15 protein-coding genes are annotated in these 16,166 nt (G+C 70.3%); 13 read left to right on the top strand and 2 right to left on the bottom strand.

The window, feature by feature from the left end:
• Window positions 1–579: 579 nt before the first annotated feature.
• The 12 genes from IAG43_RS32725 (at window position 580) to IAG43_RS32670 (ending at window position 12,893) form a co-directional block, all read left to right on the top strand.
• Window positions 580–2,826: an ATP-binding protein gene (locus tag IAG43_RS32725; protein WP_187744821.1), complete on the top strand. Its 2,247-nt coding sequence runs from the start codon at window positions 580–582 to the stop codon at window positions 2,824–2,826.
• 152 nt (window positions 2,827–2,978) lie between these two features.
• A complete protein-coding gene (locus IAG43_RS32720; protein WP_187744820.1) occupies window positions 2,979–3,773 on the top strand; it encodes an alpha/beta fold hydrolase in 795 nt (264 codons plus the stop codon).
• A complete protein-coding gene (locus tag IAG43_RS32715) occupies window positions 3,770–4,597 on the top strand; it encodes an alpha/beta fold hydrolase (RefSeq protein WP_187744819.1) in 828 nt (275 codons plus the stop codon). Before IAG43_RS32720 ends, IAG43_RS32715 begins: the two co-directional genes overlap by 4 nt.
• Window positions 4,594–5,391, top strand: coding sequence for an alpha/beta hydrolase (locus IAG43_RS32710; RefSeq protein ID WP_187744818.1), 798 nt, complete (start codon window positions 4,594–4,596; stop codon window positions 5,389–5,391). Before IAG43_RS32715 ends, IAG43_RS32710 begins: the two co-directional genes overlap by 4 nt.
• Window positions 5,392–5,759: 368 nt before the next feature.
• On the top strand, window positions 5,760–6,347 hold the full coding sequence (locus tag IAG43_RS32705; protein ID WP_187744817.1) for a protoglobin domain-containing protein: 588 nt from the start codon (window positions 5,760–5,762) through the stop codon (window positions 6,345–6,347).
• 103 nt (window positions 6,348–6,450) lie between these two features.
• Window positions 6,451–6,924: a Dps family protein gene (locus IAG43_RS32700; protein ID WP_187744816.1), complete on the top strand. Its 474-nt coding sequence runs from the start codon at window positions 6,451–6,453 to the stop codon at window positions 6,922–6,924.
• 329 nt (window positions 6,925–7,253) lie between these two features.
• Window positions 7,254–7,601 (top strand): alpha/beta fold hydrolase, encoded by a 348-nt coding sequence (locus IAG43_RS34800; RefSeq protein WP_246574823.1) that lies wholly within the window; start codon window positions 7,254–7,256, stop codon window positions 7,599–7,601.
• Window positions 7,601–8,806 carry a globin domain-containing protein gene (locus IAG43_RS32690; RefSeq protein WP_187744815.1) on the top strand — a complete coding sequence of 402 codons (1,206 nt, stop codon included), beginning with the start codon at window positions 7,601–7,603 and terminating at the stop codon, window positions 8,804–8,806. The genes IAG43_RS34800 and IAG43_RS32690 overlap by 1 nt, the downstream gene beginning before the upstream one ends.
• Before the next feature lie 137 nt (window positions 8,807–8,943).
• Window positions 8,944–9,858, top strand: coding sequence for a ribosome-inactivating family protein (locus IAG43_RS32685; protein WP_187744814.1), 915 nt, complete (start codon window positions 8,944–8,946; stop codon window positions 9,856–9,858).
• A gap of 266 nt (window positions 9,859–10,124) precedes the next feature.
• On the top strand, window positions 10,125–10,886 hold the full coding sequence (locus tag IAG43_RS32680) for an MBL fold metallo-hydrolase (protein ID WP_187744813.1): 762 nt from the start codon (window positions 10,125–10,127) through the stop codon (window positions 10,884–10,886).
• 746 nt (window positions 10,887–11,632) lie between these two features.
• Window positions 11,633–11,806, top strand: a complete 174-nt coding sequence (locus tag IAG43_RS32675) for a CsbD family protein (protein WP_187744812.1) — start codon at window positions 11,633–11,635, stop codon at window positions 11,804–11,806.
• 676 nt (window positions 11,807–12,482) lie between these two features.
• Window positions 12,483–12,893 carry a DoxX family protein gene (locus IAG43_RS32670; RefSeq protein WP_187744811.1) on the top strand — a complete coding sequence of 137 codons (411 nt, stop codon included), beginning with the start codon at window positions 12,483–12,485 and terminating at the stop codon, window positions 12,891–12,893.
• A 320-nt stretch (window positions 12,894–13,213) separates the two neighbouring features.
• Here IAG43_RS32670 and IAG43_RS32665 read toward each other — a convergent pair whose 3' ends face one another.
• Together IAG43_RS32665 and IAG43_RS32660 are read right to left on the bottom strand one after the other, a co-directional pair.
• Window positions 13,214–13,477, bottom strand: coding sequence for a hypothetical protein (locus IAG43_RS32665; protein WP_246574822.1), 264 nt, complete (start codon window positions 13,475–13,477; stop codon window positions 13,214–13,216).
• Window positions 13,478–13,827: 350 nt separating this feature from the next.
• Entirely contained in the window at window positions 13,828–14,883 is a 1,056-nt protein-coding gene (locus IAG43_RS32660) for a Mu transposase domain-containing protein (RefSeq protein WP_246574821.1), read from the bottom strand.
• A gap of 202 nt (window positions 14,884–15,085) precedes the next feature.
• Here IAG43_RS32660 and IAG43_RS32655 point away from each other — a divergent pair, with 202 nt between their 5' ends.
• A complete protein-coding gene (locus IAG43_RS32655) occupies window positions 15,086–15,583 on the top strand; it encodes an SMI1/KNR4 family protein (RefSeq protein WP_187744810.1) in 498 nt (165 codons plus the stop codon).
• The last annotated feature ends 583 nt before the right edge of the window (window positions 15,584–16,166 follow it).

Genomic DNA, 16,166 nt, shown 5'->3' with positions numbered 1-16,166 from the left:
TCGCTGCGGCCACGGTGCGACAGGTCGGCTGGTGGCGCGGTTCTGCGGCGTTGTGCCAACGAAGGATGACAGCGGCGAAGCCGGAGCCGGACGGTGTGCTCGGCCGGTCTCCCGCCGGCGAGCGGCGATTGTGCGCCGAGAGCCAGAAGCAGTGCGGTGACAGCCAGCACAGCGGCGGATGCAGGTGCCTAGAGTCACGGTGTCCGCCGCTCTCGTCCGTCTGCCGTGCTGCCCGGGTCCGGCGGACGGCAGCGGGGGAGAGCCCGGCAGCGCAGCACATCGGCGGCCACCACCCTGACGGCGGCGATGTGCTGGTTTCGACACGGATGGTTCTGCACCCCGCGGGAGGCTCGGAGATGACGTTCCGTTGAGTGCGTTCCGGACAGGACGATCACCCGGTGTACGGCTTGCTTCCGGCCGCTGCGCTCCGCCGCCGGTCCCGGCGGAGCGCCCCTGGTCCGGCGGCTCCACTGCTTGTGCCGGCTCCCGGCGACCCGCTGACACCCCTGACGGCGCACCACGGCGCACATCGTTCCACCTGCGGGCAGTCTGCCCGCCCCCACAGGGGGAAGGGAGATCATGAAACTGGGGATGCGGCTGCGCGAGCTGCGACGGGCAGCCGGTCTCACCCTGGAGGAGCTGGCCGAGGCGTCCGGGGTGAGCTGCCGGGCCATCAGCGACATGGAGCGCGGACACAGCCGCACGCCGCAGCCCCGCACGCTCGCCGCGCTCACCGCCGCGCTGAACGTGAGCGATCAGGAGCGGCTGCAGCTGGAGGAGGACGTCCGCGCGCTGCGTCGCAGCGGGACCGCCGCCCGCCCCGGGCTGTGTGAACCGCCGCGCTCCGTCGCCGACTTCATCGGCCGGGCGGACGAACTGGCGATGGTCCTCCGTGCCGCGGCCGGTGGAGACCGTGGCGGCCCGGTCCCGGTCGTCCTCATCCACGGGCAGGCGGGAGTCGGAAAGACCAGCCTCGCGCTACGAGCCGCCGATGCCCTCAGAGGGGACTGTCCCGGTGGCTGCCTCTACGTCGACCTGCGCGGCGTCGACCCCGCACCGCCCTCCCCGGGCGACCTCGCCGTACGCCTGCTGAGGGCGCTGGACGTACCGTCGCGGGCGGTTGCCGCCTCGGACGAGGAGCGGTGCGCGCAGCTGCGGGCGGTGCTGCGGGAGCGGCGCTGCCTGCTGGTGCTGGACAACGCCGCCGATGAGGCGCAGGTGCGTCCGCTGCTGCCGGGTGCGGGAGCCGGGCCGGTGCTGGTGACCTGCCGGCGGGTGCTCAGCGGGCTGGAGGGCGTCCGGCGGCTGGCGCTCGCCCCGCTGACGCCGGAGAAGTCGGCGGCTCTGCTGCGGGCGGTCGCCGACCAGGCGGCGGATCCTACGGCGGCGGGGGACGTCGCCGAGGTGTCCCGGCTGTGCGGGCACCTGCCGCTGGCGCTGCGCATCGCCGGCATCCGTCTGTCCACGAGGTCCGGCTGGTCGGTGCAGCATCTGCTGGAGCGGCTCGAGGACGAGGACCGGCGGCTGGCCGCACTGCGCACCGGCGATGTGAGTGTGGGGGCTGCGTTCGCCCTGTCCCACGCGCAGCTTTCCGCCGCGGCGCGGCGGGTGTTTCGGCGGCTGGCGCACCTGCCGGGGCCGGACTTCACCGCTCCTCTTGCTGTCCTGGTGACTGGCGACGACCTGGCGGACGTCGTGGATGTGCTGGACGACCTGGTGGAGCTCGGGCTGCTCCAGCCCCTCGGTGCCGACCGCTATCAGCTCCACGACCTGCTGCGGCTGTTCGCCGGTGAGCGGCTGCGGGGCGAGGAACCGGAGGGCGAGCGGGCGGCCGTCCGGCTCGGCATGGCGCGGCGAATGCTGGAGATCACGGTCACGGCGGGCCGCTGGTTCGAGCCCGGCTACGGTGCTCCGCCCGCTTCCTGGGCCGGTCCGGTGCCGCTCGCCACCGCCGAGGAGGCCGCGCACTGGCTGCGGTCGGAGACGGAGAACTGGCTGGGGGCCCTGCGGATCGCCGCCGGGGCGGGCGAGCACCGGCTGGTCGTGGAGACAGGCGAGGCACTGCACTGGTTCTCCGACACGGCGATCGCCTGGCGCGGCTGGTACGAGGTGTACGGACTGTCCCGGGCGTCCGCCGCCGCGCTGGGCGACCGCCGGCTGGAGGCGACCCATCTCAACTACTTCTCGTGGGCGGCCAGTGCCTGCGCCCACCGCTACGACGAGGGCCTGGCGGCCGCGCTCGCCGCCCGGGACATCGCCGCGGCGGACGGAGACCGCAAGGAGGAGGCGTGGGCGCTGCAGTACGCCGCGGACTCCGTGTACCTCGACGGGCGTCACCAGGAAGCGCTGGAACTCCTCGGGCAGGCCCTGTGCCCGGCCGACCTCGCCGGTGACCACGACGGGTACGTCCACCTGTTGATGCGCGTGGGCCGTGTACAGGACGCCCTCGGCCAGTACGAGGAGGCGCTGGCATCCTACGAACAGGCGCTGCGGGAACTGGCCGTACGGCCGGTTTCGGCGTACCAGGGAAGCCAGGCGACGGCCCAGATCCTTGTGTACACCGCACACGTGATGGCCCTCCTGGGACGGTTCGAGGAGGCATTGCAGCGGGCGGAGGAGGCGGCGGCGCTGGCAGTGACGGGGTCGGTTCCCGCGCTGGTCTGCCGTCTCCACTTCGTCAGGGGACTCGCGCTGGCCAGGCTGGGCGATCACCCGTCGGCCCGGGCCGAGCTGATCCAGGTGCTCCCGCTGACGGACCAGGTACCGATGTCCACCCGCGTCCTGTCCGACGAGGCCGCCGAGATCCTGGCGTCACTGGAGGGCTGACGGCCAGGATGCCGCCTCGGCACACGGCAGTTCTGCATGCCGTTCTGCATGGTCCGGCCGACCTGCTGCTGCTTTCCTCGTCGTACGGCCGCAGAGGCCGTCCCGCCAGAGCCCGAGCAGTCACAGACCCCGAGAGAGGGGCCCGTCTCCCCATGCCTCCCCCTGTTTCCCGCAGAGCGGTCCTCGCCGGCGCGGGCGTCGCTGCCGCGACCGCCGCCGTCGGCGGCCCCGCGGCCGCGGCCGGCCGCCACGCGCGCCCCAGGCCGACGATCGTGCTGGTGCACGGCGCGTTCGCCGACGCGAGCGGCTGGTCCCGCGTCATCGAGCACCTGACCCGCGCCGGACACACCGTCGTCGCCCCGCCCAACCCGCTGCGCGGCGTGCGCGCCGACTCCGCCTACCTCGCCGCGTTCCTCGCCACCCTGCCGGGCCCTCTGGTCCTGGCCGGGCATTCCTACGGCGGCGTCCTGATCACCAACGCCGCCCGTGGCAACGAAAACGTGCGGGCCCTGGTCTACGTGGCCGCGTTCGCCCCCGACGCGGGGGAGACCGTGCCCGCCCTGCAGTCCATGTTCCCCGGCACCGGGCTCACCGAGGCCGCACTGGACTTCCGCGCACACCCGCACGGCGTGGAGGGCTACGTCAAGCGGTCCGCCTTCCGTGAGGTGTTCGCCGGCGACCTGCCCCGGTCGGAGGCCGACCTGCTGTGGGCGACCCAGCGGCCCGGCGACACCGCGACCCTCTCCGAGGCGTCCGGCGAACCGGCCTGGAAGACGGTCCCCTCCCACTTCCTCGTCGCCCGCGGGGACAACCTCATCCCGGCCGCCGCGCAGCGCTTCATGGCGGACCGGGCCGGCGCGCACACCGTCGAGACCGATGCCTCGCACGCGGTGATGCTCTCCGAACCGCGCATCACCGCCGCCCTCATAGCAAAGGCATCACGATGAGCCACGTCACCACCTCCGACGGCACCCGGATCTTCTACAAGGACTGGGGCACGGGCCGGCCCGTCGTCCTCAGCCACGGCTGGCCGCTGAACTCCGACAGCTGGGAGGCGCAGCAGCTCTTCCTGGCCGAGCACGGCTACCGTGCCGTCGCCCACGACCGGCGCGGCCACGGCAGGTCCACGCAGACCTGGCACGGCAACGACATGGAAACCTACGCCGACGACCTCGCCGCGCTCCTGGACCATCTGGACCTGCGGGAGGTGACCCTGGTCGGGTTCTCCACCGGCGGCGGGGAGATCACCCGCTACATCGGCAGGCACGGCACCGCCCGCGTGGCGCAGGCCGTCCTCGTGGCCGCGGTGCCGCCCCTGATGACACGCCGGGACGACAACCCCGGCGGTGTGCCGCCGGAGGTGTTCGACGGCCTGCGCGCGGGCTCGCGCGCCGACCGCTCACAGCTCTACCGGGACCTCGCCGACGGCCCGTTCTTCAACCACCCCGCCCGGCCCGTCCCGCAGGGCGTGCGTGACGCCTTCTGGCTGCAGTCGATGGCCGCCGGACACCGCAACGCCCACGAGTCGATCGCCGCGTTCTCCGCCACCGACTTCCGCGCCGACCTGGCCCGCTTCGACGTGCCCACGCTGGTCATCCACGGCGACGCCGACCAGGTCGTGCCGTTCGAGGTCGGCGGCAGGGCATCGGCCGCGCTGGTCGAGGACGCCGAACTGCTCGTCTACCCCGGCGCTCCGCACGGCCTGACCGACACCCACAAGCAGACGCTCGGCGAGGACCTGCTCGCCTTCCTGGAAGGGTACGGAAGATGAGCACCATCGTGCTGATCCACGGACTGTGGGTGACGCCCCGCAGCTGGGAGCGGTGGATCCCGTACTACGAGGCCCAGGGGCACACGGTGCTCGCGCCCGCGTATCCCGGCTTCGAGGCCGAGGTGGAGGCGCTGCGGGCCGACCCCTCGCCCATCGCGTCGCTCACGGTGCCCGAAACCCTCGCCCACCTGGAGAAGGTGATCACCGCACTACCGGAGAAGCCGATCCTCATCGGCCACTCCTTCGGCGGGGTGCTCACACAACTGCTGCTCGACCGGGGCCACGGCGCGGCCGGGGTGGTCATCGACTCGGCACCGCCGCAGGGCATCCGGGTCAACCCGCCCTCGCAGCTGCGCTCCCTCTTCCCCATCTTCAACAACCCCGCCAAACGGCACCGGGCGGCGGGCTTCACCCCGGAGCAGTTCCACTACGCCTTCACCAACACACTGCCGCGGGACGAGGCGCGGGCCGCCTACGACCGGTACGCCATCGCGGCGCCGGGCAGCTGGGTGTGGACCTACGGCCTGATCGCCAACCTCACCCCCGGCAGGCGGGAGACCTGGGTCGACTTCCACAACGCCGACCGGGCCCCGCTGCTCTTCCTCGCGGGCGGGCGCGACCACATCATGCCGCCCGCCGTCAACAAGTCCAACCACCGCCATTACAAGGCCCCGGGGACCGTCACCGACTACCACGAGTTCCCCGAACGGTCCCACTGGACCTGCGCGGAGCCGGGCTGGCAGGAAGTCGCCGACTACGCCCTCGACTGGGCACTGCGCCATACGGAAGCCTGAGAAGCCGGCCTCATCCGGCTTGCACAGCCGGCGCGGTGCGCTGACGACCGCAGTGCACGCGCAGACCAGCGGCGGCTGACAGGCCCGGTCACGGGTCACGCCGGCCTCGCCGGCCAGATCCGGGCGGCGCGGGCGCAGCCGACGCACAGGGGACGCGATGCAGCGTCCCGCCGCGATGACGGCGCGCCTGCGTCCTGGACCGGAACTGCCCGGCCTCCCGGGTGACGATCAGCCCCGTCCGGCCCCACGCTCACCACCGAGCTGCTGCCCGTTGCCGCGCCCGTCCCCTGCGGGACGTGCCTCCAGGGCTGCTGCCGAAGCGCTGCTCTGTGCCGAAAGCAGGACCCCTCACACCCCACGGAGATCCGATGTCCGCATCCGCCGTCGCCGGCTACCGCTTCGACGACGCCGACCTGCCCGCATCCCCCGTCACCCAGGAGGAACTCGACCACCTCAGAACGACGCTGCTCTTCTCCGAAGCGGACGAGCGCGCACTGCGCCGGGCCTGGGAAATCCTGCGGGACCAGGTCGAGCAGATCCTGGACGTCTGGTACGGGTTCGTCGGCTCGCACCCCCACCTCGTCGCCTACTTCTCCACGCCCGAAGGCGAACCGATCGCCGGCTATCTGGCCGCCGTGCGACCCCGGTTCGGGAAGTGGATCGAGGACACCTGCACCCGCGCCTACGACGAGACCTGGCTGGCCTACCAGGAGGAGATCGGGCTGCGCCACACCCCGGCCAGGAAGAACCGGACGGACGGCGTCAGGTCGGTCTCCCACATCCCCCTGCGCTACCTCATCGCCTTCATCCACCCCATCACCGCCACGATCCGCCCCTTCCTGGCGGCCCAGGGGCACAGCCAGGAGGAGATCGAAGCCATGCACCAGGCCTGGTTCAAGGCGGTGACCCTGCAGGTCGCCCTCTGGACCCGCCCCTACGGCCCGGCCACCTGGTGACCTGGCCGGCCCGCACACGACACCACTGCCTGTACACCACACCGTCCCACGGCCCGGCACGGCAGGGACGACGAACACCGCACGAGAGGAAGGAAGGAGAACCATGTCTCCTCTGAGGACTCCTGTCGCCGCCCCCGACCGCAGCGCCACCGCCGGCATACTCCAGGGCGCCCTGGTGGACCTGCTCGACCTGTCCCTGCTCGCCAAGCATGCACACTGGAACCTCTACGGTCCGCGGTTCCGCTCGCTCCACCTCCAGTTCGACGAGGTCGTGACCATCGTCCGCGCACAGGCCGACGAGGTCGCCGAACGCGCCGCCACCATCGGGGCGAGCCCGGACGGCCAGGCGGCGGCCATCGCCTCCAGCAGCAGCCTGCCCTCCTTCGCCCCGGGCCGGATCAAGGACACCGAAGCCGTCACCACGCTGATGTCCGCCCTGTCGGCCGTCATCAGCCGCATGCGTGAGAGCACCGAAACCACGGGCATCACCGACCCGGTCACGCAGGACCTTCTGCTCGGCATCACCGGCGTCCTGGAAAAGCAGCTCTGGAAGCTCAGGGCCGGAACGAACGCCTGAGGAACGGTGACCCGAGCCGGGCACCAGCCCTCGCGGTGGCCCCGCCGACCGGCCCCCGGTCGTCACTACGGGTCACGGCACAACCGGAGAAGGGGAGTCGCGCCCCCGGCACCCTCTCGCGGCTCCTCGCGTCCCAGCACCCCTGCACAGCCGGTGACCGGTGTCCGTCGCGGCGGAGCCGCGGCACCGACTGCCGACCCCGCCGGCCAGCTCTCAGCAAACCGGCGGGGACACGAGGGCCGCGGCGGCCGGCTGTCCCCAACGCTGCGACGCCATCAGAACCTCGGCCCGCGCGACCCCTTCGGTCGAGCACACCGAGGAAGGACCCCTTGAACGCCGTCACGGCACCCAACCGCTTCATCACGAGCCAGGGCCGCACCCTGGCCTACCGCAGCATCGGGACCGGACACCCGATCGTCCTGTGCAACCGCTTCCGCGGCACGCCGATCCTCCACACCGCCGGCGACCACGACGTCATGTTCCCGGTGGAGAACTGGTACGCCCTCGACCAGCAGCTCCCCACCCTGCGGCTGACCACCTGCCCGCGCGCTGGCCACGGACCCCACCAGCAGCACCCGGAAGCCTCCGCCGCGTACATTCGCCGCCTTCCTCACGTCCCGATGACTCCTGCGCCGCCCGGATCGAATCGACGATGCCCACTCCCGAGGAGCATGTGATGCTTTCCGCACAGTCCAGCCCGGTCGTGCGCGCCACCCTTCCCACCGTGGAGGCGTCACTGCCCGCGATCGCCGAACGCTTCTACCAGCGGTTGTTCGACGAACACCCCGCTCTGCTGAGCGACTTGTTCAACCGGGCGAACCAGGCCAACGGCTCGCAGCGTGAGGCGCTGGCCGGCGCCATCGCCGCGTTCGCACGGCTCCTGGTGGAGCACCCCGAGGAACGCCCTGACGCCGTCCTGGCGCGCATCGCCCACAAACACGTCTCGCTGGGCATCACCCCCGATCAGTACACCATCGTCGGCAGACACCTCCTCGGTGCCGTGGCGGAGGTCCTCGGCGAAGCCGTCACCCCGCAGGTCGCCACCGCCTGGGACGAGGTCTACTGGCTGATGGCCAACGCTCTGATCGCCGCGGAGGCACGCCTGTACGCCCAGGCGGCCGTCGCCGGCGGCGACGTGTGGCGGAGGATGGAGATAGCCGAACGCCGCGAGGAGACCGCCGACGTCGTCTCCCTGACCCTGCGTGAGCCCGACCATGAGACGGCCCGGCGCTTCCTGCCCGGACAGTACGTCGGCGTCCGGGTCGAACTCCCGGACGGCGCCCGCCAGATACGCCAGTACAGCCTCTGCTGCGCACCCGGGAGCAAGACCTGGCGCATCACCGTCAAGCGCGAGAAGCCGGCCGGCCCCGGCGCTCCCGACGGAGAGGTGTCCTCCTGGCTCCACGCCCACGCACACGCCGGCGACACCCTGGAGGTCTCCCTTCCCTCCGGGGACCTCGCCCTCCACGACGCGGACACCCCACTCCTGCTGGCCTCCGCCGGAATCGGCGTCACCCCCATGCTCTCCATGCTCCATCACCTCGCGCTCTCCGCCTCCACCCGCCGGATCCACGTCCTGCACGCCGACCGGAGCCCCGCCCACCACATCCACCGCGAGGAACAGGCCGAACTCGTGAGCCGGCTGACGAACGCGTCCCTGCACCTGTGGTACGAGCGCGGTGCCAGGACGCTCACCGGGCCGGACGCGTCCGAAGGCACCGTGAGTCTCGACCGCCTCCCGCTGACACCCCGGACGGACGCCTACCTGTGCGGCCCCCTGCCCTTCATGCGCGCCTTACGCACCGGCCTCCTCAACGCCGGACTGCACGCCCGCGCCATCCACTACGAGGTCTTCGGGCCGGACCTCTGGCAGAGCAGGTGAATACGCCCGGCCCGGCGAGCCGGCCTCCGCCCCTCATCGCTTCCCCGCGGCCTTCACGACTGCGCTGTCACCCGCAGTGGCCTCGAGGAGAACTCCGCAAGAGGAAAGCAGTCCGGACGTCAGAAGGAGAAGACATCATGAGCACACAGACTCTGTTCACACCGGTACGCCGCCCATTGGCCATTCTGCTGGCCCTGCTGGCCGCAGTGAGCGGACTCCTCCTGCCCGGCGCAAAGCCGGCCTTCGCCGACACTCCGTTCAATCGGATCAGCTTCACCTACATGGAGGTCGAGAGCTGGGGCAATGCGGACTATGCGGAGTCCTATCACGCCTTGATCGCCAGCATCCGCAACGCCGCCGCCCACCGCCTGCGGGACGACGTCTTCGAAACGCAGGACGAGCGCGTGTCACTGATGTCCGTGCGTCTCTACAGCGGCAACACCTGGCTGCGCCTGTGGATCGAACCCCACAACCTCTACCTCAGGGGCTTCACCAACATCCACGGCACGTTCATGGCAGCCGACCCCGAGTACAACCTGCGTGACACGCTCGCACAGTTCCCGACATACCCGAGCAACGACCAGAACACCGGGTTCGTATACGACCCGGCTGGTGGCGGCACACTGCCGTTCGACAGCACCTACGGAAGTATCAATCGCGCCGCAGACCGCGACAGGTCCGAGCTGCCCATCTCCGCCAATTCGGCGTGGAACTACTTCTACCAGCTCGCCTACGTCCAGCGCCCCTGGGAAGGCAACGCACGGCGAGCGACCGCCTCGTCCTACCTGTTCTTCACCCAGTTCATCAGCGAGGCCACCCGCTTCGATGACATCTACTACTACATGCACGCCGCCGTCGGCGACAGCAATTGGCGACGGGACGGCATGGGAGAGAACCAGATCGCCATGGCGAACAACTGGGCAAGAATATCCGACTGGGCCCGCGCCTATCTCGGGCCCACCCATCCCGGACCTCTCGTCATCATCGGCCTGCACGTCATCAACAACTGGGAACAGCTGCGACGGGTACTGAACACGGCGAAACACCGGTAGGTCCAGGACCGCGACAGCAACGAGGGCCTGGCCGGCCCGACGGGCCGGCCAGGCCGGCGTCGCACACGGCCGCGCACCGGCCCGCACTCTTCGCATCGCCTACCCGGCCGGGCAGCCATCCGCCCGATGTCACGGCACACCCGATGCGGCCGTGTCTGCACGGGCGAGGCCCCTTCCGCCCGGCTGTCCCGCCCGGCAGCAACCAGAAACGAGCCCCTGCCGGCCGACCGGGCCGGCCGGCCCGTACCCACCATCCAGGGAGAGCCATGAAGACGACCCTCACGTACATCGGCACCGCGACCGTCCTCCTCGAAACGGGCGGCCTGACCCTGCTGACCGATCCCGCCTTCGACCACGCGCCCACGGAGTACCCCACGGGACCCGTCACCCTGCGCAGCCTCACCGGCCCCGCCGTCGAGGCCGCCGACCTCCCGGCCCTGGACGCGGTCCTGCTCAGCCACGACGAACACCCCGACAACCTCGACGCCGCCGGCCGGGCCCTGCTCGACGGCCGGACCGTTCTCACCACTGTCAGCGGTGCCCAGCGGCTCGGCGGCCAAGCGGTGGGGCTCGCCCCCTGGGAGACGCACGAACTCACCGGCGAACGCGGGACGCTGCTCGTCACCGCGGCCCTGGGACGGCACGCCGGCGACGTCATCGGCTTCCTGCTGCGTACTCCCGGCGAGGACGAGGCCCTGTACGTCTCCGGCGACACCGTCTACTACGACGAACTCGACGAGATCGCCCGGCGCTTCACCGTCGGCGCCGCCGTCCTCCACTTCGGAGCCGCCCTCGTGCCGTACTTCGGCGACGACTACATCACCATGGACGGCGAGCAAGGAGCGCGCCTGACGCGCGCCCTGGGCGCCGGAACGGTGGTACCCGTGCACTACGACGCCTGGGACCACTTCACCCAGGGACGTGACGGCATCGCCGCTGCCTTCGCCGACGCCGGCCTGGCGGACCGCCTGCACTGGGCCGAGCGCGGCATCCCGACCGTGATCGACACCCGGAGCGCAACGTCGTAAGCACGGCAACGGCGCAACCCTGCGGCCCGCGATCCGCAGCCGGCCGGCGACCCCCGCGCCTGAGAGACGGCCGCCCTCGACACCGCCCCTGCAGGCACCTTCTGTGAGTCCCATCCCTCACCCACCCGTCCAGCGCGACTGCATCAGGAGACCCTCATGATCCAGGCCACGGGACGGGTGAGGCCAAGGGACATAATGACTCCCGCTTGGTCCCCGGTCGGTACGGCAATCCAGTAGAGCCAGCACGTCGACAGCGTCCTTGACTGGTCGTCCCTCGCGAGCTTCACGACCACAGCCTGCCACTTCGAGGCGCACCTGTTCGAAGTCGAACGTGAAACGACAGGTTCAGACCTTGCCGCGAAACCCCGCCAGGCGGGCGGATCATACAAAGCCGAAGAACCGCGCCCACCAGCCGGGCCGCGCTGCGAAGTGCTCCAGCGCGCTGAGGCCCTCGTAGTCGCTCTCCAGCAGTTTCCCGGGGACACTCACATAGCCGAGGTCCACCAGCGCCCGCGAGGTCCGGCACCCCTTCCTCGCACTCCTCTTCCGCGCCGAGAAAGCCCCGGGTTGAGCCGCCGCTGGAGAGAACCAGCCGGACCACGAGTTTCTTCAGTGGCCATCCCAGAGAGTGAGTGGCTTTGTGAGGTTGCCCGGCCTTTGATCTTCTGCCGCGGTGGGGTGTTTGAGACGGGGACGTGTGAGCACGCGAACTGTACGACCTATTCGGTACGACAGAGGAGGTCCGCGTGTCGGGCGAGCAGAAGTCGAAGGCGCATGTCGAGCAGGCCAAGGGCAAGGCCAAGGAGGCTGTCGGCCGGGCTGCCGGAAACGAGCGCATGGCCGCAGAGGGCAGGGCGGACCAGCAGCGCGGTGACGCGCGCCTGGCCAAGGAGAAGACGAAGGACGCCTTCCGCCGGTGATCTGACGGCAGAGCACATGAATGCGGCTGGGGCCACACCCTCTCAGGGGTGGCCCCAGCCGCATTCATCACCCTCGCCGCCGATGCGGGGTTGGCGGGCCATGGGGCCCGCCGTTGTCGGTCAGGACGTCTTCGTGCCGTTCTGCAGCATGTACAGCTCGTCGCCGTAGGGCTCGGACGGCTTGACGCACTCCAGCCTGACGAACTCCCGGTAGGTGGCCATGACGGTGTCTTCTTCCGTGTTTCCGCTCGGGTGCCGTCGTGTCGGCACCACCGTGGGCCGCCGGTGCTCCCGGGTGCGCGGAGCGGCCCTGTGCCGCGTGCCGGGGCGGGCGCCCTTCCCGGCTCTCGGCTGCTGATGCCGACCCCCGTTAACTATCCTGCGGATACGTTTGCGCACTCTGCGTAGTCACGGGTGTTGTGGGCGTGCCGACGCGAACTTCCGCAGTCCGCGCACGCCGGAGCACTCACCGCGGACGGCCGTGAGCGGGAGGCGCTGAAGGCGCATGCCGAGGGACCGTTCGAGGACGTCTCCCGCGCCCCCAGCCGGCCGTCCTGTTGATTCCACCTCGAGCGGACAATGAACGCCTGCCAAAAGCCGATGAGTTCGCAAGACGGTGGTCGTCTACATGGGTGACCGCGCACCGCGGCCCGACGCCACTCCGAAGGACCCGACCATGACCTCCACCGCGCTCTCCGCCGCCACCGCCCCCGTTGTCTCCCGCCGCGCCGACCGCGCGCTGTGGGGTCTGCAGATCCTGCTGGCCCTGTTCTACGGCGTCGCCAGCGCCGCCCCGAAGCTCGTGGCGCACTCCTCGGCCACCGCCACCTTCGACGCGATCGGCTGGGGAGACTGGCTCATGTACCTCACCGGCATGCTGGAACTGGCCGGTGCCGTCGGCCTGCTGCTCCCGCGCCTGGCGGCGCTCGCAGCCCTCGGCCTGGTCGGCGTGATGCTCGGCGCCGAGGTGTTCACCTGGGCCTTCCTGAACGGCGGCAACTGGGCCACCCCGCTGATCGCCGCCGCCCTCCTCGGCACTGTCGCCTACGGCCGACGCCACACCCTGACCGTCCCGCGCCGCCGCTGACCGGCCCGAAGAGTACGACGACAGGGAGAACGCGCCCCGACCGTGCAGACTGCACGAACCAAGGCCTCTGCCAGTCCCTCCCGTCCATCGAAGACGCACGGACATCCCACCGGACAGTGGCTGGACCTCGTCTGCTCCTCGCCGCTGACCAAGCATATGGAGCCGCTCTCATGGCGCGACGGGTCAAGTAGGGGGCGCTCACAGTCAGTCTCCGTGCGCGCGGCACCGCCCACCACAAGATCGGAGCCTCCCGCGCCTTGCGTGGACGGCCGGCACGGGAGGCTCCGCCACTCCGGGGGGACGAGGAGGCCGTTGCGCTTTCACGGCCCCGCATTCATCTGGCCTACCGCCGCCTGCACCCGCTGATAGGCGCGAGCCCGGGCCATGCCCGGACCGCAAGCCGTCCCCGGCATCGGCCACGCACGTGCGTACGGCTCCGGCAGCACTATGACGTGCTCGGCCTCGAAGGATCGCACCGCCTCCCAGCTGGCCGGCTGCGCCGCCCCGGCACGGGACGCGAGGATCTCGCGCAGGACGGCCAGCTCGGCCGGGTCGCAGGTTTCCGTATTCATGCCGATCACCATGCAAGATCCGGATGAGACGGCCCGGGCTTGTCGCCCCGTCCTTCCCCGCCGGTGCAGGGGTGCAGCAGTCCAGGACGTCCTGGTGCAACTCCGACGTCACCACCGGGCTATCGCCGTCAGCGGCATCGCCGATGGTGTCGGGCCTGCAGGAGCGGGACCGCAGCGTGCTGGGCACCGCACCCGCGTTGATGTGGCCAACCTGTGCCCGAAATCCGCCCTCCCCGGCCTTCAGCGGTGGGGAGCAAAAGCGGGCCAGCTATAGCGATCGTGTCATAACCGCAGGTCAGCGCAGTCTTGGCGGGCCGTTCAGGGGTTGACGGGGTGACTTGCGAAAGCTTTACTCACGGAGCTTATGTAGATCTTGTCCCGGCAGTGGCGATGTCGAGGTGGCTCTCACCGAGCCGGTGCATGACCCTGACCTGGGCGCCGGCGAATCCCGGCGGGACGGAATACAGATTCCCGTCGAAGGAAACGAGGCACTGCGGGCTCACGGTCCGCTCAACCTCCAGCTCGGCCGGGAACGGCCGGACCGGGACGTCGAGCAGCATTTCAGCGGCAGCGAGTTCACCGACGGTGACCTTGACCCCGTCCACCGACCGGCGGCGTTCATCCATGCGGACGGTGATCTTGTCGATGCCGGATTGGGCCTGGACGACGGTCAGCGCGTCGGGAACCGTGCGCCACCAGCGTTGGGCTGCCGAATGGTTAGCCTTCTCGACGACACCCTTGCGGTTGCCTCGACGAGGCGGACAAATGTCGACTCCGACGCCGTAGTACTTCGCGACCGCGGCAAAAGACGCGGTGACCTGCCCGCTGGAGGGGTAACAGACCGTGGCCATCCGGTCGAAGCGCCACCGCCTCGCGGTCCCGCCCAGCTTGCGGACCACCTGATCGAGGGCCTGGACCAGGTGCGGGAAGTCCTCGGACTCCGCCAGCACCGCCCGCCACCGGCCCGAATGCGCGAGCGCCCCGACCAGCAGGTGAGCGTGCTCGCCCACTCCCCACAACTCGGGCGCGTCCGGAAGCTCCAGCCAGTCGAACTGGATCTCCTCGCCCGGCGGATGCGCGATCACCGCGACGTTCCGGCCCGTCGCGGCGTGACACGGCTCGCAGTGCGGCCGGACCTGGTAGCGGCGAAGCGCACGGGTGAAGGTCGAGTAGCCGCCTTCATAGCCCAAGTCCCTGACCTCGTCGAACAGGGTCGAGGCCCACAGATGCGGATCATCGGCGAGCCGCTGCCGGCAGTACTGCAGGAAAGGCACGAACGCGTCCGGGCTCTGACGTCGCTGGCCAGGGACCTGGTCGCCGTTCAGATAGGCGCGGATCGTCTTGCGGTCACGTCCCAGATGCCGCGCAATCGCTGAGATCGTCCAACCCTGACGACGCAGTGTGTGAGACTTGCGCACGCAGGCTCTCCACGACACTCCGATCCCAGTTCGACACGCCGGGCAAGATCACACGATGAGTGGGGAGATCGCCTGAGCAGGTTTGGCCGGTTCAGGAGCCGCGGATGGGAAAACGCGGTTCCCATCGCACTCCATGCTGACCCCTCCGATATGTTCTTCCGGGCTCGCGCCAGCGGGTCCCACGCGTATTCGAGGGGGAAACGTGCCTGGTGAGCGGCTTGACGCGGAGTCGGTCCGGTCCTGGCGGGAACAGGCCGACGCGGCGCTGACGAGGCTGATGCAGTCCTTCCTCCCCACGCACGGCTTCCCGCCCGGCCGCAACGCCGTGATGCTCGCAACCGACGACAGCAACCAGGCGACGGACGCGCTCGTGGACCTGACGCCGATCCCCTCCGACCTGACCACTCTCTACTGGGTGATCAGCGAGGCTTCCCTGCCCGACGTTGACAACGGGTACTTCATCCACTCACCAGCAACGGTGGCGGAACACTTCCGCGAGTACGGCCCCGCTTCGATCGACGGCGAATCGATCGCACTGGTCTTCGCCAGCGACGGCGGGGGCCATCTGTTCGCGATCGGAGACAGCGGACGAGTCTGGAAGTCCACCACGGCCTCCTGGTTTGACGACTTCGAGGTCGCCGCGTCCAGCTTGCAGGATTTCCTCGAACAGCTCAGCCGACAGATCGCGAACCAGCCCTGACCATCAGCCGAAGAACAAACCGGCCCCCTGCCCCACGGAGGTCATGTCACTCCAGACTGGGGAATCGCGAGCAGGTGTGGGGTCACCCCTGAACAGAGGGTGGCCGATTTCAAAGAGCGTCATCACCGCCGGTCTGGGCCGGATGATCACGCCTCGGATGTGTCGCCACGCGATGGCCAGCAACGTCGCGGACGCCGGCGGCAGCCTGGACGAGGTCCAGGCCCTGCTCGGCCAGAAGAATCCCCACTCGCCAAGTCCGTATCTCCACCCGAGCCGCACTTGGCTTCGGGACGCCATCGAGCGGGTTCCCTCGCCTCGCTTGCAGTTCGGGAGCGAGGGCCGGTGACCATGATCCACGCCGTCGTCTCCGCCGAGCCCGCGGCGGGCGAGCTTACCGGTTCCCTGCGCGAGGCGATCAGCCCGGATTTTCTGCAGCTCATGGGCTGAGACCCTCAGGTCAGGCTGCTGTTCATCCCGCGCGACCATCCGCAGTTCAGCGCACCGGAGTGCCTGGTCGCGGGCTGCGACAAAATGGTCTACTGCCGGCTCAGGCGGGCAGCTACGTCAGTAACGGGGGCAAGCA

Source organism: Streptomyces genisteinicus, from assembly GCF_014489615.1.
Taxonomy (GTDB): domain Bacteria; phylum Actinomycetota; class Actinomycetes; order Streptomycetales; family Streptomycetaceae; genus Streptomyces; species Streptomyces genisteinicus.
The sequence above is the reverse complement of the archived record's forward strand: the minus strand, read 5'-3'. Positions and strand labels throughout refer to the sequence as shown.

Excerpts from the sequence above, each read along its gene's own strand:
- IAG43_RS32725 (WP_187744821.1), top strand. The coding sequence starts at position 580 with ATGAAACTGGGGATGCGGCTGCGCGAGCTGCGACGGGCAGCCGGTCTC.
- IAG43_RS32720 (WP_187744820.1), top strand. The coding sequence starts at position 2,979 with ATGCCTCCCCCTGTTTCCCGCAGAGCGGTCCTCGCCGGCGCGGGCGTC.
- IAG43_RS32715 (WP_187744819.1), top strand. The coding sequence starts at position 3,770 with ATGAGCCACGTCACCACCTCCGACGGCACCCGGATCTTCTACAAGGAC.
- IAG43_RS32710 (WP_187744818.1), top strand. The coding sequence starts at position 4,594 with ATGAGCACCATCGTGCTGATCCACGGACTGTGGGTGACGCCCCGCAGC.
- IAG43_RS32705 (WP_187744817.1), top strand. The coding sequence starts at position 5,760 with ATGTCCGCATCCGCCGTCGCCGGCTACCGCTTCGACGACGCCGACCTG.
- IAG43_RS32700 (WP_187744816.1), top strand. The coding sequence starts at position 6,451 with ATGTCTCCTCTGAGGACTCCTGTCGCCGCCCCCGACCGCAGCGCCACC.
- IAG43_RS32690 (WP_187744815.1), top strand. The coding sequence starts at position 7,601 with ATGCTTTCCGCACAGTCCAGCCCGGTCGTGCGCGCCACCCTTCCCACC.
- IAG43_RS32685 (WP_187744814.1), top strand. The coding sequence starts at position 8,944 with ATGAGCACACAGACTCTGTTCACACCGGTACGCCGCCCATTGGCCATT.
- IAG43_RS32680 (WP_187744813.1), top strand. The coding sequence starts at position 10,125 with ATGAAGACGACCCTCACGTACATCGGCACCGCGACCGTCCTCCTCGAA.
- IAG43_RS32670 (WP_187744811.1), top strand. The coding sequence starts at position 12,483 with ATGACCTCCACCGCGCTCTCCGCCGCCACCGCCCCCGTTGTCTCCCGC.
- IAG43_RS32665 (WP_246574822.1), bottom strand. The coding sequence starts at position 13,477 with ATGGTGATCGGCATGAATACGGAAACCTGCGACCCGGCCGAGCTGGCC.